General features: G+C 42.3%; 23 protein-coding genes. 20 read left to right on the forward strand and 3 right to left on the reverse strand.

Features of this window, described 5'->3' with window-relative positions; all coding sequences use genetic code 11:
* The first annotated feature begins 11 nt into the window (after positions 1–11).
* On the forward strand, positions 12–1,325 hold the full coding sequence (gene bcbE / locus M2444_RS00300) for a bacillibactin exporter BcbE (RefSeq protein ID WP_094875690.1): 1,314 nt from the start codon (positions 12–14) through the stop codon (positions 1,323–1,325).
* Between the two features lie 55 nt (positions 1,326–1,380).
* Here bcbE and fsa read toward each other — a convergent pair whose 3' ends face one another.
* Positions 1,381–2,028, reverse strand: a complete 648-nt coding sequence (gene fsa, locus M2444_RS00305; protein ID WP_094875692.1) for a fructose-6-phosphate aldolase — start codon at positions 2,026–2,028, stop codon at positions 1,381–1,383.
* Positions 2,029–2,263: 235 nt separating this feature from the next.
* On the opposite strand from fsa, the gene M2444_RS00310 reads away from it, so the two are divergent.
* The 8 genes from M2444_RS00310 (at position 2,264) to M2444_RS00345 (ending at position 10,390) form a co-directional block, all read left to right on the forward strand.
* Positions 2,264–2,716: a hypothetical protein gene (locus M2444_RS00310; protein WP_280785943.1), complete on the forward strand. Its 453-nt coding sequence runs from the start codon at positions 2,264–2,266 to the stop codon at positions 2,714–2,716.
* Between the two features lie 77 nt (positions 2,717–2,793).
* Positions 2,794–3,276, forward strand: coding sequence for a GNAT family N-acetyltransferase (locus M2444_RS00315; RefSeq protein ID WP_256989679.1), 483 nt, complete (start codon positions 2,794–2,796; stop codon positions 3,274–3,276).
* A gap of 38 nt (positions 3,277–3,314) precedes the next feature.
* Entirely contained in the window at positions 3,315–3,995 is a 681-nt protein-coding gene (gene rpiA / locus M2444_RS00320; RefSeq protein WP_348536906.1) for a ribose-5-phosphate isomerase RpiA, read from the forward strand.
* Positions 3,992–4,471 (forward strand): VanZ family protein, encoded by a 480-nt coding sequence (locus M2444_RS00325; protein ID WP_094875697.1) that lies wholly within the window; start codon positions 3,992–3,994, stop codon positions 4,469–4,471. The genes rpiA and M2444_RS00325 overlap by 4 nt, the downstream gene beginning before the upstream one ends.
* A gap of 3 nt (positions 4,472–4,474) precedes the next feature.
* Positions 4,475–4,915: a GNAT family N-acetyltransferase gene (locus M2444_RS00330; protein WP_094875698.1), complete on the forward strand. Its 441-nt coding sequence runs from the start codon at positions 4,475–4,477 to the stop codon at positions 4,913–4,915.
* Between the two features lie 174 nt (positions 4,916–5,089).
* Positions 5,090–5,545, forward strand: coding sequence for a MarR family winged helix-turn-helix transcriptional regulator (locus tag M2444_RS00335; protein ID WP_094875700.1), 456 nt, complete (start codon positions 5,090–5,092; stop codon positions 5,543–5,545).
* The gene (locus tag M2444_RS00340) at positions 5,542–8,703 is read left to right on the forward strand and encodes an MMPL family transporter (protein ID WP_280785945.1); all 3,162 of its coding nucleotides are present in this window, start codon (positions 5,542–5,544) and stop codon (positions 8,701–8,703) included. The genes M2444_RS00335 and M2444_RS00340 overlap by 4 nt, the downstream gene beginning before the upstream one ends.
* A gap of 286 nt (positions 8,704–8,989) precedes the next feature.
* Entirely contained in the window at positions 8,990–10,390 is a 1,401-nt protein-coding gene (locus tag M2444_RS00345) for a lytic polysaccharide monooxygenase (protein ID WP_094875716.1), read from the forward strand.
* 92 nt (positions 10,391–10,482) lie between these two features.
* Here M2444_RS00345 and M2444_RS00350 read toward each other — a convergent pair whose 3' ends face one another.
* The gene (locus M2444_RS00350) at positions 10,483–11,154 is read right to left on the reverse strand and encodes a tetratricopeptide repeat protein (RefSeq protein ID WP_094868584.1); all 672 of its coding nucleotides are present in this window, start codon (positions 11,152–11,154) and stop codon (positions 10,483–10,485) included.
* Positions 11,155–11,544: 390 nt separating this feature from the next.
* Here M2444_RS00350 and M2444_RS00355 point away from each other — a divergent pair, with 390 nt between their 5' ends.
* The 3 genes from M2444_RS00355 to M2444_RS00365 all read left to right on the forward strand — a co-directional run bounded on the left by M2444_RS00355 (position 11,545) and on the right by M2444_RS00365 (position 13,462).
* Positions 11,545–12,138, forward strand: a complete 594-nt coding sequence (locus M2444_RS00355; RefSeq protein ID WP_094868585.1) for an LOG family protein — start codon at positions 11,545–11,547, stop codon at positions 12,136–12,138.
* 119 nt (positions 12,139–12,257) lie between these two features.
* Positions 12,258–13,151, forward strand: a complete 894-nt coding sequence (locus tag M2444_RS00360) for a polysaccharide deacetylase family protein (RefSeq protein WP_280785946.1) — start codon at positions 12,258–12,260, stop codon at positions 13,149–13,151.
* A gap of 146 nt (positions 13,152–13,297) precedes the next feature.
* Complete coding sequence (locus M2444_RS00365; RefSeq protein ID WP_280785947.1) at positions 13,298–13,462, forward strand: hypothetical protein; 165 nt, start codon at positions 13,298–13,300, stop codon at positions 13,460–13,462.
* 72 nt (positions 13,463–13,534) lie between these two features.
* Here the strand turns inward: M2444_RS00365 and M2444_RS00370 are convergent, their stop codons facing one another.
* Positions 13,535–13,747: a hypothetical protein gene (locus M2444_RS00370; protein WP_042126976.1), complete on the reverse strand. Its 213-nt coding sequence runs from the start codon at positions 13,745–13,747 to the stop codon at positions 13,535–13,537.
* Positions 13,748–13,929: 182 nt separating this feature from the next.
* On the opposite strand from M2444_RS00370, the gene M2444_RS00375 reads away from it, so the two are divergent.
* From M2444_RS00375 to desA, 8 genes are all read left to right on the forward strand, one after another.
* Entirely contained in the window at positions 13,930–14,523 is a 594-nt protein-coding gene (locus M2444_RS00375; protein ID WP_280785948.1) for a manganese efflux pump, read from the forward strand.
* 119 nt (positions 14,524–14,642) lie between these two features.
* A complete protein-coding gene (locus M2444_RS00380; RefSeq protein ID WP_280785949.1) occupies positions 14,643–15,998 on the forward strand; it encodes an ABC transporter substrate-binding protein in 1,356 nt (451 codons plus the stop codon).
* Between the two features lie 200 nt (positions 15,999–16,198).
* Positions 16,199–17,152, forward strand: coding sequence for a carbohydrate ABC transporter permease (locus M2444_RS00385; RefSeq protein ID WP_094875707.1), 954 nt, complete (start codon positions 16,199–16,201; stop codon positions 17,150–17,152).
* Positions 17,149–18,012, forward strand: coding sequence for a carbohydrate ABC transporter permease (locus tag M2444_RS00390; RefSeq protein WP_094868591.1), 864 nt, complete (start codon positions 17,149–17,151; stop codon positions 18,010–18,012). Before M2444_RS00385 ends, M2444_RS00390 begins: the two co-directional genes overlap by 4 nt.
* 83 nt (positions 18,013–18,095) lie before the next feature.
* On the forward strand, positions 18,096–19,820 hold the full coding sequence (locus tag M2444_RS00395) for a sensor histidine kinase (protein ID WP_280785950.1): 1,725 nt from the start codon (positions 18,096–18,098) through the stop codon (positions 19,818–19,820).
* Positions 19,821–19,853: 33 nt separating this feature from the next.
* Positions 19,854–21,200 (forward strand): ABC transporter substrate-binding protein, encoded by a 1,347-nt coding sequence (locus M2444_RS00400; RefSeq protein ID WP_280785951.1) that lies wholly within the window; start codon positions 19,854–19,856, stop codon positions 21,198–21,200.
* Between the two features lie 16 nt (positions 21,201–21,216).
* Positions 21,217–22,815 (forward strand): response regulator, encoded by a 1,599-nt coding sequence (locus M2444_RS00405; RefSeq protein ID WP_280785952.1) that lies wholly within the window; start codon positions 21,217–21,219, stop codon positions 22,813–22,815.
* A 172-nt stretch (positions 22,816–22,987) separates the two neighbouring features.
* Entirely contained in the window at positions 22,988–24,061 is a 1,074-nt protein-coding gene (gene desA / locus M2444_RS00410) for a Delta(5) desaturase DesA (protein WP_280785953.1), read from the forward strand.
* Positions 24,062–24,176 lie beyond the last annotated feature (115 nt).

Genomic DNA, 24,176 nt, shown 5'->3' on the forward strand with positions numbered 1-24,176 from the left:
GTGGTCAGTTCATGAAGGAAAGAAAATGGGATCTGCTTGCACTGGCATCCATTCCACTAATTATGACCCTCGGTAACTCCATGCTGCTCCCTATTTTGCCGCAGATATCTAAAGAACTAGGCATTAGTTCTTTTCAGGTGAGTATGCTGATTACTGTTTATGGATTGATGGCTATCGTGATGATTCCTATTGCAGGGTACCTGTCTGACGCTTATGGACGAAAAAAGGTGATTCTTCCGAGTCTAATCATTGCTGCTATTGGTGGAGTCGTCTGCGTGGTGGCGGCTTGGTTTATGAAAGGCGTTAGCGCCTATTGGGTCATTCTGGCCGGACGTTTGTTACAAGGGATAGGTGCAGCTGGTGCTTTTCCTATTGTGCTGCCCTTCGTTGGTGATTTATTCAAGGAAGAAGAGGATGTAAGCAAAAGTCTGGGAATTATTGAAACCTCTAATACCTTTGGTAAAGTACTCAGTCCGATCCTTGGTGCTTATCTTGGAATATGGCTCTGGTTTGCACCTTTTATCGCTATTCCTGTTCTATGTCTAATTTCATTTGCTTTAGTTCTGTTTCTAGTTCGAAAGCCGGAAGCGAAGGAACAACCTGAGAAACAGGGGATAAGAGAATTTTTATCCGGAATTATGAGCATTTTGCGTGAAAAAGGACGATGGTTGTATGCTATTTTTGCCATAGGCGGTATCTGTATGTTTGTAACCTTTGGCGTTCAATTCTATTTATCGGAAATGCTGGAATCTAAATTTAATATGCATGGCGCAATGAAGGGATTTGTGCTGGCAATACCATTAGCCTTGTTATGTCTGTCTTCATATGGAACAGGAAAGATCATTGGTCAGAACAAAACGCTAATGAAATGGCTGGGCTTTGGAGGTATGGTATTACTAACTGCAGCAATGATCTTTGCGGGGTTCAATAAAGGTATTTACTTCTTAGTCGGGTTTATGGGCTTAGGTTGTGTCGGAATCGGGATTGTGCTTCCTTGTATGGATGCTTTAATCACGGAGGGAATTGAAAAAGAGAACAGCGGTACGATAACCGCTCTCTACAGCAGTATGAGGTTTATAGGGGTAGCCGCAGGACCGCCAGTGGTATCGCTGCTGTTAAGCAGTGGCCATTGGGTATTATTCGCATTGATGGCAACAGTCGGCGCAATTGGTGGTTTGCTGACCTTATTTGCAGTAACGCCAAGCAAGGGGAGCAAGGGAGAATCTGGCGTGAAAGAAAAGGAGCCGGACAATCCGCGCCTTTTGTCAAATCGTGTTCGTCAGACTTCTGCAAGGAATTTAGATGGAAAAAAGAGCTATCCTTAAGCTACGTTGCCGTAGCTTGCAGGATAGCCCTTTGATAAAAGAATGAAAGACAATCTTAAGCTTGTGGTACGGATTCCCAATCCTTCAGGAAGCGTTCGATACCGTTATCTGTCAGCGGATGCTTCCAGAGGGTAGGCAGGAGCGATCCTGGGATGGTAGCAATGTGAGCACCAGCAAGAGCGGCTTGCTCAACATGCGCAATGTTACGGATGGATGCTGCAATAATTTCGGAAGTCATACCGTAGTTAGTTAGGATGGTCTTCAGATCCTTGATCAGCTTCATTCCGTCAACACCGATATCATCCAGACGTCCTACGAAAGGAGAAATATAAGTTGCGCCTGCTTTTGCAGCCATCAAGCCTTGAGCCGCTGAGAAGACAAGCGTTACGTTAGTTTTGATACCTTTTTTTGTAAGCTCATAACAAGCTTCCAAGCCATCTTCAGTCATAGGGAGTTTAATGACAACGTTTGGAGCCCACTCAGCAATTTCATATGCTTCTTTAAGCATTTCTCCTGCTGTAAGTCCGATTACTTCTGCGCTTACTGGACCTGGAACGATGGCTACGATTTCTTTGATAACATCTTTAAACAATCTTCCTTCTTTAGCGATGAGTGACGGGTTAGTCGTTACGCCATCCACTAGTCCGAGGCGAGTAATACGTTTGATCTCTTCAATATTTCCGGTGTCCAAGAAAAACTTCATTTTAAGTTTCCTCCCTTGATTTCCATATGGATTGACAAACAATATTCATATTTTCATTATGAGACATGTCAAACGAAGTTTCAACTGTTATTTTGAATATTTCAAAATAACTTTATAGATTGAATATCGCTTACACTTGTTAAAGTGTTGATAATATAGGATTGGTCTATGCAGTTATCCATGATAATATATAATCGGTATTGTTATTATGGAGTATTGGGTGGGACGTGATGAAATGTACTCGATATTAGTTATTTTGCTTGTGCTCGTGTTGTCAGTTGCCGGATTCTTGGCCTACCAGAACAGCAAATTGGTATCTAATCAGAAAAAATTAGGAGCTTTATCACGCAATCCTTCACTAATGTATTCTATCTTTGACCAATCTTGCACTGCTAGTGTGGAAGATCCAGACGTAATTCCTTTAGTTCAATACACAGTTTTTGTGGAGTCCAGCGGGCAGGCCGTTGTGAATAAGCCTTTAGCAATCATTAATTTATGTAGAGTAAGTGCGGGTAGAGGCAATCTAGTTCTCGCTGATGTCGAACGTAGTCTGCTGGAGTACATTAAATTGACAGCCCCCTCAGATGCTTTCATTGAGCATAAAGCTTACTTACATAGGGCTGCTAACCACGCTGAAAAAGAGATGATCCTAAATTTAGAGGATGTAGTGAAATTGAAATATACATAAGACAGAATGAAGAATATTGATTTTTTCGGCTGCAAGAAGGATAATACGAAATTGGATACAAGAAAAGAGGAAATAGAGTGCCACCCGTAACGGAAGTGAAATTTGAAGTGGTTGATCCAGAGAACGCTGATTTAAGAGCGCTAATTACGTTTCTGGATGAGGAACTGAAGATGCGTTATCCACATGAGATGATCTATGTTGTTGATTTCGAGGATCCCAAAGTAAAAGAAATGACTTTCGTAGTAGCCTACTTAAACGGAACACCAGTGGGCTGTGGCGGGCTTCGTCCACTGGATTATATCGGAATAGAGATTGCAACGATGGAGTTGAAGCGCTTTTATGTAGATTCTAGTTATCGTAAAATGGGCTTAGCTACAAATATGCTGTTATTCCTTGAAGAACAAGCAATAGCGGCGGGGTTCAAGGAGATCCGCTTGGAGACAGGAATCAAGCAGCCAGAAGCGATTGCGCTTTACATCAAGCATGGCTACCAACCGATTGATTTATTTGGACCCTACATAGGTGATCCGGATAGTCTTTGTTACGGCAAAATACTATAGAACTTTATAATGGATAACATGGGGGTATTAAAATGAGTATCAACGTTAAACAACTAGCAGCTGAAAAAGCAGTGGAATATGTAGAAGATGGAATGAAGGTAGGTCTGGGTACGGGATCAACTGCCTACTGGGCAATCCGCAAGCTCGGTGAACGAGTCAGTGAAGGCTTGAAAATTACCGCAGTAGCTACTTCACACGCTTCCGAAGAGCAAGCACGAGAGCTAGGGATTCCACTTGTTGCTTTTGGTGATATTGATAGTCTGGACCTAACCATTGACGGAGCGGACGAGCTAGACAGCAGTCTGCAACTAATTAAAGGCGGCGGCGGCGCTTTGCTTCGTGAGAAGATTGTAGCTAGTAATAGTACCCGAATGATTGTGATTGCCGATGAAGGTAAAGTTGTAAACACGCTAGGAAAATTTCCGTTGCCGGTGGAAATCGTTCCTTTCGCGTGGGAATGGACTGTGGCAGAGCTTGCCAAACTGGGTTGCCAACCTGAATTGCGTCGCAGCGGAGAAGAGTTGTACAAGACGGATAATGGCAATTACATTGCAGACTGCCGATTTGAAGCGATAGAAGCTGCACCAAAGCTTGCGCTGACCATCCAAAACATCCCGGGTGTTGTAGATCATGGCCTATTTATTGGAATTGCAGCGATGGCGATCGTAGGTAAACTTGATGGAAGTATCGAAATTATTGAAGCTCAGCCTAAGAATTGATTAACCGTAGACATAAGGAAACTTACCGTTCATGGCCGCTAAAAGGATTGACACGGGTAGTGCTAACTCTGTATAGTGCTACTGTTATCTATTGGATGTTTATCGGATTTGGACGTGAGGTACATACCGGAGGTCCTCTTCAGTATAATCTGGTTCCATTTCGCACGGTGTCACTTTATTTCAACTTGGATAACGGTTTATCACTTATCAATCGGCTAGTAAATTTGCTAGGAAATGTTGTAGTTTTTATTCCATTTGGTTTTCTATCGCCATTAGTAAAGGTACGTCCGGTTTCTTGGCTTAGGATTTCGCTCTATGCTGTCCCTTGTATACTGCTTTTGGAGTGCTTGCAAATGCTGCTGCATGTGGGAAGCTTTGATATCGATGATTTACTTTTAAACATGCTGGGTGTGTGGACAGGCTACGGATTGTTTCGAGTGATTAGCTGTAGAAGGAACAAAGAAGGAGAAATGTGAAGAATGTTGATTGATCTTAAACCCCTTATTGGTACACCTGAGGTGAATGAGCTGCTGACTTATGCGGTCATAGATGATCCGAATGCTCTACAGCAGACTTCGTCTGAGTATAGCGAACAAGCCGCGCTAAATTTATATGGCTGGGAAGAGGAAGAATTACTGCTTGGTCTTGTAGGCTTTGAAGAAACAGAAGATGGTTCTTTGGATATTCGGCATATTGCTGTATTGCCAGAGAACAGAGGAAAAGGTTATGCACGGGGAATGATTCTGGAGCTGCTTACTACGCGTCAGCCGCGTTATCTGGTAGCTGAAACAGAGGATGAGATTGCTGCAGATTTCTACCGTAGTCTTGGGTTCATGGTGTACAGCCTCGGCGAAAATGCAGCAGGCATTGAAACGCTGAGATGTGTTTATGAAGTAGAAGAGATCGAGGATGAGGAATAAACAGTTGTTAGAAGACATACAATGGCAGGTCGAGATGAACTCTCGGCCTGTTTTTTTGTGGGATACATTTTAAATTATTCCTTAGAATTGTAAAGTTGACTTTTGAAATAAATGGGATTATAGTTTGACAATGAAACTGTTCTACAGTTGAACTATATTTGGAGGTAGGAAGCTTTGGAAGATGAAGTTCAGCATTGGATTAACCGTTATATGGATGCTTATATGATGGTGACTCGACAAGTAGCCGCAAGAATTAAAGATAGCATTGCTGCAGATACAACGAATGATCAGTATCAAATTCTGCGTCTGATTAATGCTCAGGAACAATGTACGTCTACATATCTGGCAGAAACTTTTTGCGTGGGTAAAAGCTCCATTACAGCAATAATCAACAGACTGGTGCAAGCGGGCATTATCGAGCGAACCCGTGATGAGAATGATCGTCGTCAGGTGTATTTATCGATGTCAGAGCATGGTAAAAAAGTATTTGAAGCAGCTGAGTCGCAAGTACATGAAGTAGTGGCCCCGTATTTGTTTCATTTTGAAAAGAAGGATATTGAGACGTTCATCATGATGTTTGAGAAACTGGCAAGTCTAATTCAGAATGATAATGGAGGGAAGAGCCAATGAAGACGATTCTAAAAGCAAGATGGGCGGTTATCGCAATCTGGCTCGCTGTAGCGGTGGTGCTAGTGATGACGGCCCCGTCTTTCTCTGATCTTGTCCGTGAGAAGGGGCAGGTTACCGTTCCAGAGGGATACCCTTCATCTAGAGCAGCAGAAATCATGAAGGAAGCGTCAAGCGACAAGGGAGGCGAATCGCTCCATCAAGTAGCCCTTGTGTTCAATAACCCGAAGGGAATCGGAGTGGAAGAAACAGAAAGTATTCAACAAGGCGTTGAGAAGCTGGCTGCGAATAAGGAATCTCTGCAGTTAGATTCCATCACCGATCCTTTTTCACAAAGTGAGCTTAAAGATACACTGATTGCCAAAGATGGCAAGACCATTATGGTGGCGTTGTCCGTAAAAGGTGAAGGAGAGGCTGTTACTGCGCTGCCAGATAAAGTGGATGAGATGCTCTCAGGTGTTAAAGCAGATCATTATTTGACGAGTGAAGGTCTGATTACAGAGGATATGATTGCTAGCTCAGAAGCAGGGCTAAAGAAGTCGGAGTATATTACAGTTGTCTTTATCCTACTTATTCTATTCGTCGTGTTTCGTTCGTTCGTAGCGCCTTTTGTACCGCTGCTGACAGTGGGTATCAGCTATATTGTATCCCAATCTGTCGTGGCTTTTTTGGTGGACCGTTATGATTTTCCTTTATCTACCTTTACTCAAATCTTTATGGTTGCAGTCATGTTCGGAATTGGTACGGATTACTGTATTTTGCTGATCAGTCGCTTTAAAGAAGAATTGATGACCGCAGAAGATACTAAAAGTGCAATCATTGCAACTTATCGAAAAGCTGGAGGAACGGTGTTCTATTCGGGCTTAGCAGTGTTTGTAGGTTTTGTAGCGATTGGGTTATCGAAATTTATTCTTTATCGTTCAGCAGTAGCTGTTGCAGTTGGTATTGCAGTTATGCTATTGGCACTTGTGACGATTGTTCCATTCTTTATGGCTGTTCTAGGCAAAAAGCTATTCTGGCCTTCCCGAGGCAAGCTGGAGCATAGTGAGAGCCGTATTTGGGGATGGGCAGGTTCTTTTTCTTTAAAAAGACCGTGGGCCGCTCTTCTAATTGTTGCAGTAATCGTAGCCCCTTTCTTAGTTACCTATAGCGGTAAGCTGTCCTTTAACAGCCTGGAGGAAATTGGTTCAGAATATGCTTCGGTAAAAGGTTTTAATATTATTTCAGAGAGCTTCGGACCAGGTGAATCGATGCCTGGCAAGATCGTAATCAAGAATGATGATCGTATGGACAATTCAGAATATCTGGGACTTGCAGAGAAAATCAGCCGTGAATTGGAAAAAGTGGATAGCGTAAAATCTGTTCGGAGTATGTCACGTCCAACAGGTGAGCTGATTAGTGATTTCTTGATTCCGAATCAGGTGGGTACTCTTTCTGCTGGACTGGACCAGAGTAATGAAGGACTGACCAAGATTCAAACCGGCTTGTCTGAAGCCAGTAAACAGCTTAGCGATAATGCTCCGAAACTTACAGAGGCTGTTGCAGGAAGTGCTAAGCTGACAGAGGGCACAGCTGATCTCAAAGATGGAATCGTTGCTTTAGGTGCTGGGCTCACCCAGATTGAGAGCGGGATTAAGAGTGGCTCAGCGGGTGCGGGAGAGATCAAAGCCGGTCTTCAGCAGGCAGCAACAAGTGCTAAACAATTAGCAGATGCAAATGCGAAGTTACTTGAGGGCTATAAAAAAATCGGTGGTGGCTTAACCCAGCTGGGTGAAGGACTCGGGCAGCTTCCGAAGCAGCTGCAAGGGGTAGCAGAGGCATTAAAAGGACTGGACGGTTCCTTTGCTGGCCTTGAGAGCAGTTATCCGGAAATTGTTCAGGATGTAAATTATTTGACGATCAAAGGTACAGTAACACAAAGTGGTACGGGTGCAGCGCAACTAGCAGCCGGTCTTGGTCAGGTTTCAGAACAGCTTAAAGGTGCAGCTACTGGTTTAAATGAGGCGAATGCCGGTTATGCCAAAGCAGCGGCTGGGCAAACCGCGCTCGCGCAAGGTTTAGCTAAGCTTGTAGCTGGAATCGGTCAGCTGCAAGCTGGACTCGATCAGGCGGCAGCAGGTCAAGGGCAGATCGTAGATAAGATTCCATCTATCACAAGTGGTCTTGACCAATTGCAAGGCGGACAGAAGCAGCTTGCAGATGGTTTTGGTGAATTGACAGGTCAGATTGGAGCCTTAACCACTGGACTAAGCGATAGTGCTGATGGATTGAAGCAAATTACAAGCGGTCTGGGCTCGGCACAAGAATACTTGAATCAGATTCAAGCGGCTAAGGATGAAGAACTGAGCGGATTCTTCGTACCAGCTGAGGCACTTAAAGCTGAAGGTATAAAGCAGGTATTTGATACGTACTTGTCTGATGACCGTAAGGTGATGACGTTGGACGTGGTATTCACAGAGAATCCATACAGCTCAGAGGCTATAGATAGTGTGGGTGATATTCAAAAAGCAGTAGATCGCGCAGTTAAAGGTACGAAGCTTGAAAATGCTGAAACAGCTATTAGCGGGGTTACAAGCAGTCAAAGCGATTTGCGGAACATTTCCAATGAAGACTATACGCGTACAGTAATCTTGATGCTGAGCGGTATTTTCATCATATTAGTGTTGCTGCTTCGTTCAATCGTAATGCCGATTTACCTTATCATTTCACTTTTGATCACTTACTTTTCAGCGTTGGGCGTTACAGAGGCTATTTTCGTTAATCTTCTGCACTATGAAGGGATTACCTGGACGACACCATTCTTTAGTTTTGTTATGCTGATTGCACTAGGTGTGGATTATAGCATTTTCTTAATGGCCCGGTTTAACGAAAATAAAACATGGGAGGTAAAAGAAGCGATTCTACACGCTATGCGCAATATGGGTACAGTAATCCTTTCAGCTGTAGTTATTCTGGGTGGTACCTTCGCTTCGATGTATCCTTCTGGAGTATTGTCGATGATGCAGATTGCTACAGTGGTGCTCGTAGGATTGGCCTTGTATGCTTTAATCTTCCTGCCGTTCTTTGTCCCTGTAATGGTACGGATCTTCGGCCGAGGAAATTGGTGGCCATTTTCGGTTAAACAGAGTGGAGAAGCTAACAAGCAGGATTTAAATATGTAAATGGGACTATACCCCATTTATGAATCAGAAGTCATAACAAGTTGTTTTTTTGCAGCCAGCCACCGATATATTTATCGGTGGCTGGCTTTTTATTTGAGTAGAATGAATCGTTTCGATGGGGCATTATTAGCAGGGAGAACTACTAATCCGTTCAATTGTCATGGGTCTTTTATCCATTGTCGTTTGGTTCTTTAGGTTATTGTTATTATGTTTTCTGAAAATTATAATAACATTGGATTCGTTTTCAATGTCTTCAAATTACAACTAGAAAGCGAGATGATGAATGATGAAAGTAAACATGAAGAACAGCAGTATCGCAAAGAAGGTCGCTCCATTTGTTATCACAGCGGGGGTTATTGCCGGAGTAGGACTTATCGATACCGATAAAGCGTTAGGACACGGTTATGTATCCGAACCAGCAAGTCGTGCGAAGCTTGGTGCAGCGAATAATGTGGGTTCTGTTCAATATGAGCCACAGAGTCTAGAGGCACCAAAGGGCTTCCCACTGGCGGGTCCTGCAGACGGGAAGATTGCATCTGCGGGTGGCATGTTCGGAGGAATTCTGGATCAGCAATCCAGTGATCGCTGGATTAAGCACGATATGGTTGGCGGAGTAAATGACATCACGTGGTATCTTACAGCACAACATAGAACAACAAAATGGCATTACTACATTACGAAAAAAGGTTGGAATCCTAATGCGCCAATTAAACGTTCCGATTTAGAGCTTATTGGAACTTTTGAGAATGGCGGTAAACAGCCAGAGCGTTCTGTGACACATAAAGTAAATGTCCCAACTGACCGCAGTGGATACCATGTTATTTTGGCGGTATGGGATATTGATGATACGGCGAATGCCTTCTACCAAGTCATTGATGTGAATCTAAAGAACGGTGAATCAGGACCTGGGGTTCAACCAGACACGGAGAAGCCGTCAACGGTAACAGGGTTACACACGATGAATGTAGAATCGGGCAGTGTAGAGCTTATGTGGAATGCTGCAACAGATAACTTAGGCGTAGATCATTACATGATTTATCGCGGGGATAGCGTCGGTATAGCGAAACGAATCGGAACATCCTCAACAACGAGCTTTAAAGACATTACTGTAGAACCAGGTAAAATTTATACATATTATATTGTTGCGGTGGATCGTGCAGGGAACACGTCAGGCGGAGGTAATATTATTGTTGTTAGCACACCAAACCCGGAAGTGGTTATACCTCCAGTGGAAACACCAGATACTGTGAAGCCTTCGATGGTTGAGGGGCTGCATACCATGTCAGTGAAGCACAATAGTGTTAATTTAATGTGGAATGCCGCCCAAGATAATGTAGGTGTTGATCATTATGTTGTGTATCGAGATGGTATTGAATTGACCCAAACTAAGGGAACTTCCTTTACGGATTTAACGGTGCAAGCTTCCACTACATACAATTATCATGTGAGAGCTGTAGACGCTGCTGGTAATATTTCAGACAAGAGCTCTTTGTATACAGTCACAACCCTTGTGAAACCCGTATTACCAGATGTAGCAGCTTGGAATGCCACCGGGTTGTACATTGTAGGAACAAAAGTTGAATACAAGGGTAACGTTTATGAAGCTCGAGTGACATTTAGAAGTTTCGGTGATACCAACTGGAATCCGGAGTCGGCATTATCGCTTTGGAAATTAGTGACGAACTAATAACATCGTTTTCCCTAATTTATTATAAAAAATGGAGATCATTTCTGATAATCAGAAGTGATCTCCATTTTTGGGTTAAGGAATGGTCAAGTTTATTTCATCTTGGCGAAAAAGCTGCGCAACGCCCAACCGCGCTCCTGCCGTTTTTTATATTTAGGGAGTGAACGATAAACAGCGGTGGATTCTTCGAAAGCTCGTTTTGCATCCTCTGATCTGCCAAGCGCTTTATACATCGAGCCAGCTAGATAATACGCCTCAGAAGAAGAAGACTGGATTTCTTGATACTGAGTAACGTAATGTAATGCTTTATCATGATTCGTATGGCGGAAGGTTTCCGCTAACCAAAGATACGGCTGTCCATATTGAGCCTTACGGTTGATCTCCAGACCGCGAAGCGTCTGTGCCTCGCCTTCCTCCAAAGCACCAAGTTTTAGATTCACATGTCCAAGTTCTACCCAATATTCGGCAGATTGTTCATAACGATCCTCGATTTGAAGTAGGAGATCCTTCGCTTCCCTGTATTTTTTACGTTCTGCCAAACTCCGCGCTAAATCAAATTTGGATGAAACATCATTTGGATTTAAAGAAATGGTTGTACGTAGCTTGGAAATTTGACGCATTCTTTTGAAGGGCTTTGTAATGCTGGGGAAGATACCCACATATCGCCGATCCAAGAAATACAAGATAAGAAGCAGGATAATAATAGCCAGAAAAGGGTTGCCCACTAATCTGAAGAGCAGTAAAACACCTATAAATTTAAGCATAACTTCCCTCCATAATCATTTGGTTCCGGTATTACGATTGAAAAGGTAGATCTAAGGCAGCTAATTATACCATAATTCAAAGCAATCTGAATCCCGGGGTTTAAAAATAATACAACTTTGAGCAGCTTAATAGCGTCTTGGTGTAAGATGAATAATAATTACAATAATATCATAAGAAGGGAAAATCAAGACGAACTTATTAACAAGGAAACTACGGATGATTAGTTTAGCTGTTTGTTCTACTTTTATAGCTGTAATGATCCTCCCGCAAGCGAAAAGTGAGGTTCCAACAAAAAGATAACTTTCATTTAACACTTATTTTAATATTCTAAGGTACAATTAGTGAATTAATCTCAATTGAACCATAATAACCAGTCTGGAGTGATAGGTATGGCTTTTACAATATGTGTGTTCGCCGGATCGAATCCAGGTCTTAACTCAGAATATACGGAAATGGCTAGAGAATTGGGTTATCATATAGCTGCACAAGGGTGTAGGCTGGTTTATGGAGGCTCAAGAAATGGCCTTATGGGACAGGTAGCCGACGGAGTGTTATCCAATGGCGGAGAAGTCGTTGGGATCATGCCAGTGGATCTTTTTAAAGATGAAATCAGGCATTCTGGGTTAACGAATCTGATTGAGGTCTCTAGTATGCATGAACGTAAGGCCATTATGAGCGGTATGGCTGATGCGTTTATTGCCCTGCCGGGAGGTCTTGGAACCTTTGATGAGTTATTTGAAATCCTATGCTGGATGCAGATCGGGATTCATCAGAAACCGATAGGGCTGCTGAATATAAGAGGCTATTTTAATCCACTGCTAGCCATGATCAGTCATAGTGTAAGTGAAGGGTTCGCTCCTAAACATGCAATGAAAATGTTAGATATGAACGCTGATCCCGAATATTTGCTTGAACTGATGAGAGGTCAAGTTGATCATAGTAATAAAGGTCTTGGGAACGCTAGATTTCCTTCACAGCGCTAGATTTAAGCTTCCACGGCTCTAAGGAGCGATTGAACGCTTTACACAGTAAGGACGCAAACACTTCACGGTGTTTACGTCCTTATTTTTAAATAAATCATTCATTAATAGGGGGGAGGTTCATGATTCAAAAATTAGGCTTTGCGGCTGACGAGCGCTTGTTAATTATTAATGCAGACGATTTTGGAATCACTAAAGGAACTAATGAAGCTATTGTTGATTTATTTGAAAAAAAAGCTATAACATCCACATCTATTATGATGCCTTGCCCAGACTCGAATGAAGCAATGGAGATAAGTAATTGTAGAGGAATAAAGAATATGGGTATTCATTTAACTTTAACAAGTGGCGAGCAGCATCCGTACAGGCCCGTATTCCAAAATAGGAATTTAAATAGTTTAATTACGGAGGAAGGGAATTTTCATATAGATGCCACACTTCTGGAAAGAAACGCTGCTGATGATGAGGTTAGAGTAGAGATAGAAGCGCAGATCCAAAGTGCAATTGTACATGGCATTGATCCAACTCATCTGGATAGTCACGGGGGAAGTATTATGGGATTATTTACCGGCCGAGATTTTTTAGAAATAACATTTGATCTATGTGAAAAGTACCGTCTACCCTTCAATTTACCTACTAGGATAGTAGAACAACCGTTTTTTAATATGGATCAATTGAGAAGGTTTAAAAAAAGAATTTCTTCAGCAAAAGAGAGGAGCATTCTACTAATCGATGATATAGTTTCTCTTCCTTATTGTATTAACCCCACTGCTACGTACAGTGAAATGAAAAAGGGATTAACTGAACGATTAAAGAATTTAAAGCCTGGAATAACCCAATTAACGATACATCCAGCTAAAATAACGGAGCAGTTAATAGCCCTAACGACATGTTATGCAGAAAGAGAATTGGAATATCTTCTACTAAACGATATTGAAATTAAGCAAGTGATTATCAATGAGCAGATTACACTTATTTCGTGGACAGATATACGTGATATACAAAGATCTATTTAGAGAATTATAAAAAGGGATCATTATTCATTTTGTTTAATAAGAATGTGTTAAAATGGTTTAAACTTTGGAGAAGCTGGGTAAATACCCATAAGCAGTCTAGCAGAATTGCAAATTTCAGGAACGTCACGGAAGGAGTTTGAAATCCAATGAATGTGATCGTACATCATCTTATGGCTTACAATCATCAGTTTTTTAGACCTCAGCCCGTGGTCAATCCTAAGCAAGAGCGATCTAATAAGAAGAAGCAGAGTTTTCAGGAAGTGTTGGATGAGAAAATGAAAGTGTATGGAAAATACAGAGTTATTAAGTAAAAAGCTACTACATACGTCTGCTGAAAAAAGCCGGAATGCAGTGATCTTAGGGTCACTGTGTTCCGGCTTTTTTTAGGGTCTAACCTCAAAGAATTGGCAGCTCTTGCGGGAGTAGTAAGTCAGATCACTAACTCTGGACTGAATAACGACATCGAAATCAGTGAAGCGGACAACGGTTGCTCCTGAATTCACCAAATGATCGTCCTGAAAGACTCGGACAGGTAATTTTCGGTCAACGGCTTCTTGGAAATCACTGTCTGTAAACAGCGGGCGGTTAATCGGCATAGATATTAAACTCCTTTTGATCATTTAATGAAGGTAGAAATAAAAATAGTATACCTGCGGAAGCATGAAAAATCCAATATAAGAGTAGCTGACGAACATTTTATGAGGAACCTGTTTGGACAAAATTCTATGCGCCCACTTCAGACATAACATAGTTATGAATGTACTAAGGGGGTTTAAATATGCACTGGCTTTCCATCATTATTATTGGTCTGGCTTCAAATTTGGATAACTTAGGAATAGGCGTTTCCTTTGGCGCACGGTCCACAAGAATTACACCTCTCTCTAATCTGATCATTGCTGTTCTTTCAATGCTGGCTACCTTCCTTTCAATTACCTCAGGAGAATATGTCTCAGAATATTTCTCGGAGGCACTTGGCAATGCCATTGGTGGCTGCTTGATTCTGTTTATGGGACTCTGGAGTATTAGAGCGGTGTATAAGAAACCAACTTCAAGTGTTAGCATGGATATAGAGGCCAATGTCCTCAGCACAGCTTCTACAGATACTGGCTATCGTCATGTTTTAAGATGGCAAGAATCGGTGTGGCTGGGTGTAGCGCTGGCTATCAATTGTATTGCTACAGGCTTTGGAGCAGGGATCAGCGGTGTGAACGCAACCTTCACAGCGATCTCAGTGGGTGCCTTTTCGTTTATCACTGTTGCTGCCGGAATGCAAATCGGGAATCGAATGTCCAAAACCTGGCTAGGCAAACATTCTGATCTTATCGGTGGATTGTTATTAGTAGGTATAGGTCTGTATGAAATATTTATTTAAGCTGATCTTGAGTTCGTAAGTATTTCCACCATAAATCGGAAGTTTACCTCCTCAAAAAAAGAAAATAAACCCTGTACACTAAATCTTGTAAGAGAAACCTTTGAAAGGGGTACAGGGGAATGAATAAAGTAAAACACTTGGCACTTTCGTTAGTCGCTATCATGCTTGTAGGTTCACTGGCAGCATGCGGAGGCAACAACGCCGAGAACAACGCATCAAGTAAAAATACAGGTAACAACGTAGCAAGCACAAGCGAACCAACAAAAGATGAGGGTACTGAGCCTGCTGAGAAAATTGAACTTTCTTTCTGGACACTCGGCAACGTGAACTACGAGGATCTAGCGAAGGAGTATACGAAGGAACATCCAAACGTAACGATCAAGGTTCAAAATACGGGTGACCAAACGGCTCATCATAATAATTTGACCACAGCTTTATCGGCGGGGTCGGGTGCACCAGATATTTTCCAGCTTGAAATCGGTTTCATGGAGCGCTTTATCAATGCACAGGATAAATTCTATAACCTGAATGATCTTGGAGCCAAAGATATTCAAGCGAACTATTTGGATTGGAAATGGAAACAAGCCTCTTCCGTAGATGGCAGCTTCCAGTTGGGTTTACCAACAGATATCGGTCCGACCGTTGTTTATTACAGAACAGATTTGGCGGAAGCAGCCGGATTGCCAAGTGACCCGGAAGGATTCGGCGGAGCCATTGATACATGGGACAAATTCGCTGCTGTAGCCAAAGCTTTCAAGGAAAAGACAGGTAAGCCTTTTGTAGATCTTACAGATCTTACCTTTAATGCATTGCGTGACCAATCCGCGGATGAAATCTACTTCAGCAAAGCGGATGGCAGCTTTATCGGAGACACCAACCCGCAAGTTCGCAAAGCTTATGATTTTACGGTTAAAGGTATCCAAGAAGGTTGGATCAGCAATCTAATGCTCTGGTCTCCAGAATGGGGCCAAGGAATGAACGATGGATCTTTTGCAGTCGTCATGGGACCGGCTTGGATGGCGGGAAATGTTAAGAGTAATGCTCCAGATACTACTGGAAAATGGAAAATCGCACAGCTTCCTGAAGGTGCTGGTAACTGGGGTGGTTCATTCCTGACCCTGCCTAAAGAAGGTAAACACTCGAAAGAAGCTTATGATTTCATCGCTTGGATGGATAACAAGGATAATCAACTGGAATCCTTCAAGACAAAAGGGTTGATGCCTTCCATTCCTGCCCTGTACGAAGATCCTGCATTCGTAGATTTCAAGGATGAATTCTTCGGTGGTCAACAAACCGCAGTTGAATTTGGTAAAGCAGCTAATCGTGTAAAACCGGTATACTACGGTCCACTTCATGACCAAACCGATACCTTCTTCAAAAATGCACTGAAAAACGTGTTGGAGAAAAAGGCTGATCCGGCTAAAGAGTGGGATGAAGCTGTTAAACAAGCGAAGAAGCTAGCTGAACGCAGCTAAGACTTCTAACAGAAAGCGCGCAATGCCTTGAAGGTCCGGATTCATAGAGAACAGTATTCTCTGTGAATTCGGATTTAATTATAAGAAAGTATAAGTTTCACGCAATACTTTATGCTTTAATTCTCGCATAAACGATTACCGTCCTTATAAGGACGCCGAAGACGTTTTGCTTGATACGTTAGATTACCTGGAGGTGTGTCATGGCTGAGCCTGTTATTGCAAGTCCGCATGCCGAGAGCAAACGACCGTTTTTAACGGAACAAAGAAGGAGCCGCATCACCGCTTATACATTCATCTCTCCTTTTTTTATTCTGTTCTCGATATTTGGACTATATCCGATCTTCTTTACGATCTACCTTTCATTTTTTAAATGGGATGCCTTGAATCCTATGAAATTCGTAGGAATGAAAAATTATGAGCTGGTCACAAGCGACCCTACCTTTTGGATTTCTTTTAGCAACACGTTAATTATGGGACTGCTTGGTACGATTCCACAGATCCTATTGGCACTTTTGATTGCTGTATTGTTGAATTCGGGGATGACCCGGTTCAAAAAAACGTTCCGGGTTCTCTTTTTCATGCCGAATATTACTTCGATCGTTGCGGTTACCCTGGTGTTTAGCACACTGTTCGGGAATAACGGGATGATCAACTGGTTGCTCAACGGTCTAGGGCTAGATAGTGTGGCCTTCAACTCTGGCTGGTGGGGAGTCAAAATCGCGATTTCAACTATGGTGATGTGGCGCTGGACAGGGTATAATGCCATTATTTTTCTATCAGGACTTCAAAGTATTCCTACAGATTTGTATGAAGCAGCCCGAATTGATGGAGCGAACAGAAGGCAACAATTAACCTTCATTACATTACCACTACTAAAGCCATTTATCGTATTCGTTACCTTGCTCTCGACCATAGGTGCGCTGCAGTTGTTTACTGAACCTTATGTATTCTTGGGGCAATCAGGAACGGGATCTACCCGTCAGGAAGGAATCACTATGGTTACTTATTTGTACAGTGAGGCATTCCGCAATGGATTCTTTGGTACGGCGGCGGCTACAGCAGTTCTACTATTTGTGGTCACAATCATATTCTCTGTCCTTAATATGCTGGTTTCAAGCCGCATGGGTGGAGATACAGGAGGGGGTAAAGCGTGAGTACTGTGCGTCTATTAAAAAAAGATCCGGATGATCTTGGGATTTTCGGCAAAGTAGGATTTTATCTCATTCTGATTCTTGGTGCACTTGTGTCCATCTTTCCTTTTTACTGGATGTTTGTAGTTGGCACAAATGATAGGGGCGCAGTATTCCATGTCCCCCCTTTGCTTACGGTTGGAAACCAATTTTTTGATAATTTCCAACGGGTTCTGGATAAAACGGATTTCTTCCAAGCCCTTGGAAACTCATTATTCGTCTCGTCTATGGTAACCATATCGGTCGTATTTTTCTGTACATTGGCTGGTTATGCTTTTGCTAAATATGAATTCCCGTTTAAAAATATTCTTTTCTACTTTGTAATTGCTACTCTATTTGTACCCCAGCAGCTTGGTGTGTTACCTACTTATGTCATTATGGCCAAGCTCCATTGGATCGACTCCTTTAAGGCGCTGATTGTTCCGGCAATGGTTAATGCCTTTGGGATCTTTTGGATGCGGCAGTATATCTCTACAGCTGTACATACAGAACTGATCGAAGCTGGACGGATTGATGGCGGAGGACATTTCCGGATCTTCTGGAACATCGCCATTCCAGTGATCACTCCAGCTATGGCAACACTAGGCATACTGAATTTTATGACCGTATGGAATGACTTCTTTTGGCCTTTGGTCGTGTTAAAGAACCAAGAACATTTTACAATACAAATCGCGCTCCAACAGTTATTCTCCAATCGTGACGGTCTGGATTATGGAATGATCATGTCAGCTACGTTTACGGCGACCTTGCCATTGCTAATCGTCTTCTTGTTATTTAGTCGTTGGGTAATTGCGGGGCTTACTTCAGGAGCTATCAAGAGCTGATCTTACTTTTAGGTCTTTACAGGGAATAGGCGGTTTCGTGAAGAATACTAGAGAACAGAGACAGCAGGGGGAAGGGGAATACCATGAAGCTCCGCCGGAAAATCTTGTTCGCTATTATTCTTCTCGTCTTTATTCCAGTGATCCTGATGGGGATCGTTACATATGTTAATTTCTCTAACGCTATGGAGAAAAAATCAAGCAACTTCTACTGGGTTTCACTGCTCGAAACGGATCGAAAGCTCAAATTCGCACTTAGCGAAATTTCCTCGATCTCGAATGCTGCGATCACACAACCGGTTATTCAACAATCGCTTAAGCAGACTAATTTTGTGCTCACCTATGATCGCAAGCAGGAACTCAACAATTTGCTGATTAATCATCCGATGATTACTTCATTTAGTTTATATGGCAAAGATCGGCTGCTCTATCAATACAATGCACCGATGTCCTTTGAGGACATGAAGAAGCAGAGTTGGTTTAATGCGATGGAAGGTGCGGAGGGGCGCCCTGTATGGTCAGGACCCGGTGAGAATGGTTCAGCATTATCCGGCCATCCGGTACTTGTGCAAGCCAGAGTGATCAAAGATTATTATTCACTTGAAGATATCGGCTATTTGGTCGTTAACGTAAAACCCGATTTACTAGATCAGATTTTTTGGGAGGCAGCAACTCTGAAGAAGGGGGATATTCTGCTAGTGAACAAGCTAGGGAATATAGTTTTTAACAAATCCGGTGAACATATAGGGCAGCGCACCGAGTTCCCTTTTTTAGAAAATGATTATGCTAAGGAACAAAACTATTACATAGACAACTATCAGGGGGAACAATCACTCATAACCTTCCTTCCTTCACATAATAAAGACTGGTATTTGGCAGCGATTACACCAATGAATCTAATCTCTTCGGAATCCATTTCTATCCGCAATATTGCGATTATTTTGAGTACGGTTTCATTGTTATCGGCGATTTTATTTGACCGCTATTTTGTTAGAAGACTCGTTTATAGCATTAATAGCGCAGTCAACGGGATGAAGAGGGTGAAGCAAGGGATATTTACACCTATCACTACACGTTATCGTGCTGATGATGAAAGTGATTTTCTGATTGATGGCTTTAACCGAATGAGCTCACAGATCAGCGAGTTAATCGTACAGGTGCAGACGGAGCAGGGGCGGAAGAAGGAAGCAGAAATGCAGGCCTTAATGGCGCAGATTAATCCTCATTTTATTTATAATTCACTTGAATCAATTAATTCAATGGCTGTGCTGCAAGGCAATAAAGATATTAGTAAAATGGTCATTTCACTCGGCAAGCTGCTGCGAATTAGCATTAGTCAGAATCAAGAGCTGATACCACTGCAAATGGAGTTTGAGCATGTTCGCCATTATCTGGATATTCAGAAGTTCCGTTTCGAGGATAAATTTTCGTATACTATAAATCTTCCTGAGAATCTTAGAACGTTTATGACTCAAAAGCTGATTGTTCAGCCCATTGTAGAGAATGCATTGTACCATGCGATTGAGCCGATGGAGGACCCTGGAATTATAGAAATCACAGCCTATGAAATGGGTACGGATATGATCATTATCGTAAAAGATAACGGTCCGGGCTTCGACTTAGCCAAGATGATGAATCTATGGGATAACGAGGGAGGCGGCCAGAAGAAATATAGTGACAGTGGTGTAGGGCTTAAGAATGTTCATGAGCGCCTGATTATCAGATTCGGCAGTCCATATGGCTTACTTGTGTGTTCATCCCCTGGATTTGGTTCAACGATTCGAATCCGAATACCAAAAATACTGCCATAATCGATCATACAGAGGAAACAGGGGGAGATTGACATGAAGTGGTTATTGAAGTGGGGCTGGATGTGGATATATCTAGTCTTGATATCTGGCGCTGTTCTATTTATTACTTTAGGAGATCATGAACCGATTGAAGATAATTCACCAGAAAAAATAACGCTGACTTTCCGTCACTTCTGGATCAAAGAGCATGATCGGCCACTGCTGGCTATCTTTGAAGAGATCGTGGATAAATACCAAATTGCGCATCCAAATATAAAAGTTAATTTCGAAGGGTTAGACCAGACGATACACCGTGAACAAAAGCTGAAAAGTGAGATGGTTACTGGCACGCCACCAGATATGTTTGTATTATTTGGTGGGGCCGAAATAGAGCCATATGTGCGTTCTAATCGTCTTGTTGATCTGACTGACTTTGTCCGAGAGAACGGTCTAACCAATCAATTCAAGGATCTGCATCTATGGACCTTTGATAACCATATTTATGGATTGCCCATTGAAGGAAACGCTGAACCACTGTATTACAATAAGACTATATTCAATAAGCTGGGTCTAGGGGCGCCTACAACGCTGCAAGAACTCGATGATGTCGTACTGGGGCTCAAGGCTGGAGGATACATTCCCTTTGCACTCGGGAATGAGGATCGTTGGCCCGCCGGGATTTTTGCACATTATTTAATGGATCGTTATGCTGGCTCCGAGCTGATCCAGAAGCTAATCACAGGTGAAGATCAAGCGAGCTTTCAGAATGAGGCCTATTTAAAGGCTTTTGAGCATTTGGATCAATGGATAAAAGAAGGTGCCTTTAGTTCCAAGTCTAATGATCTTTCAACTGAAAATGCAGTAAGTTTATTTGCAAGCGGTAAGGCTGCAATGTATTTAAACGGGAACTGGGATATCAATTTATTTTCTGGAAGTGCGGCTCCAGCTGATTTTCAGAATGAGGTAGGCGTTATTCCATTTCCTGCCTTGAAGCAAGGAGAGGAGCCTTCGATTGCGGGAGGTTACACCATTGGCATTGGTCTTTCCTCCGAACTAAATGGAGCTAAACGGGAAGCTGCTTTGGATCTTATGAAGGCTTTTTACACGCAGGAAGTTCAGACCCGAATTGTATATGAAGGACTGAGAATTCCATCCATTCGTATCGCTTTTGATCCGGAGAAGACCGGTCCGGTATTCGCGCAAGTGATGGAAATGATGGAAGTGAACCGCAAGAGCTTTGTGCCTTACGATAACGTATTATCACCTGAAGTTAAGAAAATGTTCCTAAGTGTCATCGAAAAAATGATTAACGAAGAAATGTCTGCAGATCATGCTTTAAAGCTAGTGCAGGCATCATCGATGGAATACTGGAATCTGATCCAAAACTCAAGTGTTCAATAAGCATGGAGGTGCTGGAATGGATGAGATAGAAGAGAAATATAAAGTACTGCTCGTAGATGATGAGCCGATTATTCTTCGTAGTCTAAAGGTAGCTATTCCATGGGATGATCTCCAGATGGAAATTGTGGGAGAGGCTCGAAATGGAGAACAAGCCCTCCGCTTAATAGAAGAAACTACACCGCATATTATAATCAGCGATATCCGTATGCCTGTGATTGACGGAATCACTTTGATGAAGGAAGTATTGCCAAAGAATGCTAAGCTGGTATTTATTTTTATAAGCGGATACGGGGAGTTCGAATATGCGAGAGAAGCTTTGCGTCAAGGAGCCTTTGATTATTTGCTAAAACCTATCGATCATGACGAACTGGTTGAAATGCTATACCGAGCGAAAACAAGACTGGATGACCAAAGAGAGAACGACCAGATGCTGCATTCCGTGCAGATGCTGTCAATGCTCGCTCGTGAACGGATGTTTGCTGAAATCACTCTGGGAAATGCAAGACCGCTAGAGCATCTGAAATGGCTGGAAAATAGCGAACTTGAAGATGGCTATTTCATGGCTGTTGTCCAATTGGATGATTATTCTGCGTTGACCGGGCAGTGGAGTGTGGAAGAAAAACGACTATGGCTGTTTGCGATCCGTAATATTGTTGAAGAGTGGTCCCTGGAGCATGGAGTACTTACAGTCTTCCCTTTTCATAACGGAGAGTGGGTATTGCTCTTCCCTGGATCTCTAAGCGCGAGCAGAAGAGAACTCGGTGAACTATTGATTACAGGGATCAAAAGATATTCCAAGCTAAGCTGCTCAGTAGGGATTAGCCGCTGTACACAAGGCATTGATCAATTAAGCACAGTGTATCCTTTGGCTGCAAAAGCTTTGTATCAACGTTTCTATTCTGGACTTGCCGGGGTGTTCATAGATGAGGAAACAGCCTTCGCAGGCAATACAGAAGTGAAATATCCAAAAGAGCTGGAGACCTCGCTGATAGAGAGTATTCGTACCTTGAATAGAAACCAAATGTCATCCTTGTTTGATGAGTTGGCATTATATATTGAAGCTCAAGCTATTCCTAAAGAAATAGCAGAACGTCTTCTTGTGGAGATGGTTGTTGTGTTATACAGACATTTTGAACATTTGAATCTAAATTCGGACTGGTCTCTACATGGATTGCTAAGCAAGCTGCACCATTTGGTTACCTTGACTGAAATGATATCTGCTTTGAAGGAAGAATTTGGGGTGCGATTGAATCAAGGGAGTAAACCTGTAAATCGGGAGGACACACGCAGTTCCATCGAGAAGACAAAACGTTATATCGAGAGTAATTATCATAAAGACTTAAGTATTGAAGAAGTATCGGAACTTGCCGATCTTAGTGTCAGTCATTTTTGTACTTTATTTAAACAAATAACAGGCTATACCTTCTTGGAGTATGTGACTCACTGTCGAATGGAGAAGGCGAAGTATATATTGCAAAGTAGTAATGTGAAGGTGTATCAGATCGCTCCGCTTGTGGGTTATCAGGATTCACGGTATTTTACCCAGGTCTTCAAGAAAGCTAGTGGTCAGACACCTACGGAATACCGAGAAGAGCATGCAAAGCAAGCTAATTAACGAAAAATTAATCGATTGCATAGCTAAAGGGATAAAAATAGGGTGTGAGTATGACATTTATCATACTCTATACTTGATGTTTATGACTTATAGGATGACACTTTATCTCCTATACTTAGTGTTGTAGATAAAAAGATCCCTAGCCAGACACATCAAGGAGGAAACGATAAAGATGACTACAAAACAGACATCACAGCTCTCCAGTCTTAAAAAAAGTGTAGCCCCTTACGAAAAAAACGACCGCAACGCGAGCATAAGACAGCTCATTAATACTTTAGGGCCACTTGTGCTGTTATGGGGCGGAGCTTATTTCTCTTTATCCGTTTCCTACTGGCTCACCCTTTTGTTGGCCATTCCTGCAGCAGGATTTGTAATTCGAACTTTTATTATTTTTCATGATTGTACGCATGGATCGTTCTTTAAGAACCGTAAAGCAAATGATATTGTTGGAACGATCACAGGTGTATTAACGCTTGTTCCTTATAGACAGTGGAAGCATAGTCATTCCATTCATCATGCCAGCTCTAGTAACCTTGATAAAAGAGGGATTGGCGATATATGGATTATGACTGTCGACGAATATGAAGCAGCTTCATTCTGGAAACGTCTTTATTACCGGATTTACCGTAATCCGATCGTTATGTTCGGATTAGGACCTATTGCTGTGTTTATGATCCAGTATCGCTTTAATGCTAAAGGTGCTAGACGTAAAGAACGGATGAATACTTATTTAACAAATGTATCTATCGCTGCGCTCTATGGTTTGCTTATATGGGCGATCGGCTGGCAAGCCTTTATCATGGTGCAATTGCCTATAGCTTTTGTATCTGGTTTTCTCGGAATATGGTTGTTCTATGTGCAGCATCAGTTCGAGGATTCTTACTTCGAGAATGAATCGGAGTGGAGTTATGTTATGGCTGCAGTAGAGGGAAGTTCATATTACAAGTTACCTAAGCTATTGCAATGGATCACAGGGAACATCGGGTTCCATCATGTCCATCATTTAAGTCCGAAGGTACCCAACTATAATTTAGAAAAAGCACATAATGCTACGCCACCCTTGCAAAAAGCGACGACTATAACACTTAGTTCTAGCTTGAAGGCTTTGCACTTCCGTCTTTGGGACGAAGAGAATAAGTGCTTTATCAGCTTTAAACAGATGAAGTCGAGACTAAACCAACCTAAGGTAGCAGCTGCAGCAGCAGAAGTCCTACAAGTTCATAAGACTAGACTCCAAGGAGAATAAATATTATAGGTTCGAACAAAATAGCAGTATAAAGAAAGGTTAGAGCCGGAGAAATCATTCGTGGCTCTAATCTTTTTCTATTTGGGGTAGTGAAACAACAGATTTCCACTGAATT

It is taken from the genome of Paenibacillus sp. PastF-3 (genome assembly GCF_029893135.1).
Lineage (GTDB): Bacteria > Bacillota > Bacilli > Paenibacillales > Paenibacillaceae > Paenibacillus_AQ > Paenibacillus_AQ nitricinens.

Bases quoted from the DNA above. Each gene is read 5' to 3' on its own strand.
- bcbE (WP_094875690.1), top strand. From the start codon at position 12: ATGAAGGAAAGAAAATGGGATCTGCTTGCACTGGCATCCATTCCACTA.
- fsa (WP_094875692.1), bottom strand. From the start codon at position 2,028: ATGAAGTTTTTCTTGGACACCGGAAATATTGAAGAGATCAAACGTATT.
- M2444_RS00310 (WP_280785943.1), top strand. From the start codon at position 2,264: ATGTACTCGATATTAGTTATTTTGCTTGTGCTCGTGTTGTCAGTTGCC.
- M2444_RS00330 (WP_094875698.1), top strand. From the start codon at position 4,475: ATGTTGATTGATCTTAAACCCCTTATTGGTACACCTGAGGTGAATGAG.
- M2444_RS00340 (WP_280785945.1), top strand. From the start codon at position 5,542: ATGAAGACGATTCTAAAAGCAAGATGGGCGGTTATCGCAATCTGGCTC.
- M2444_RS00345 (WP_094875716.1), top strand. From the start codon at position 8,990: ATGAAAGTAAACATGAAGAACAGCAGTATCGCAAAGAAGGTCGCTCCA.
- M2444_RS00350 (WP_094868584.1), bottom strand. From the start codon at position 11,154: ATGCTTAAATTTATAGGTGTTTTACTGCTCTTCAGATTAGTGGGCAAC.
- M2444_RS00355 (WP_094868585.1), top strand. From the start codon at position 11,545: ATGGCTTTTACAATATGTGTGTTCGCCGGATCGAATCCAGGTCTTAAC.
- M2444_RS00360 (WP_280785946.1), top strand. From the start codon at position 12,258: ATGATTCAAAAATTAGGCTTTGCGGCTGACGAGCGCTTGTTAATTATT.
- M2444_RS00365 (WP_280785947.1), top strand. From the start codon at position 13,298: ATGAATGTGATCGTACATCATCTTATGGCTTACAATCATCAGTTTTTT.
- M2444_RS00370 (WP_042126976.1), bottom strand. From the start codon at position 13,747: ATGCCGATTAACCGCCCGCTGTTTACAGACAGTGATTTCCAAGAAGCC.
- M2444_RS00375 (WP_280785948.1), top strand. From the start codon at position 13,930: ATGCACTGGCTTTCCATCATTATTATTGGTCTGGCTTCAAATTTGGAT.
- M2444_RS00380 (WP_280785949.1), top strand. From the start codon at position 14,643: ATGAATAAAGTAAAACACTTGGCACTTTCGTTAGTCGCTATCATGCTT.
- M2444_RS00385 (WP_094875707.1), top strand. From the start codon at position 16,199: ATGGCTGAGCCTGTTATTGCAAGTCCGCATGCCGAGAGCAAACGACCG.
- M2444_RS00395 (WP_280785950.1), top strand. From the start codon at position 18,096: ATGAAGCTCCGCCGGAAAATCTTGTTCGCTATTATTCTTCTCGTCTTT.
- M2444_RS00400 (WP_280785951.1), top strand. From the start codon at position 19,854: ATGAAGTGGTTATTGAAGTGGGGCTGGATGTGGATATATCTAGTCTTG.
- M2444_RS00405 (WP_280785952.1), top strand. From the start codon at position 21,217: ATGGATGAGATAGAAGAGAAATATAAAGTACTGCTCGTAGATGATGAG.
- desA (WP_280785953.1), top strand. From the start codon at position 22,988: ATGACTACAAAACAGACATCACAGCTCTCCAGTCTTAAAAAAAGTGTA.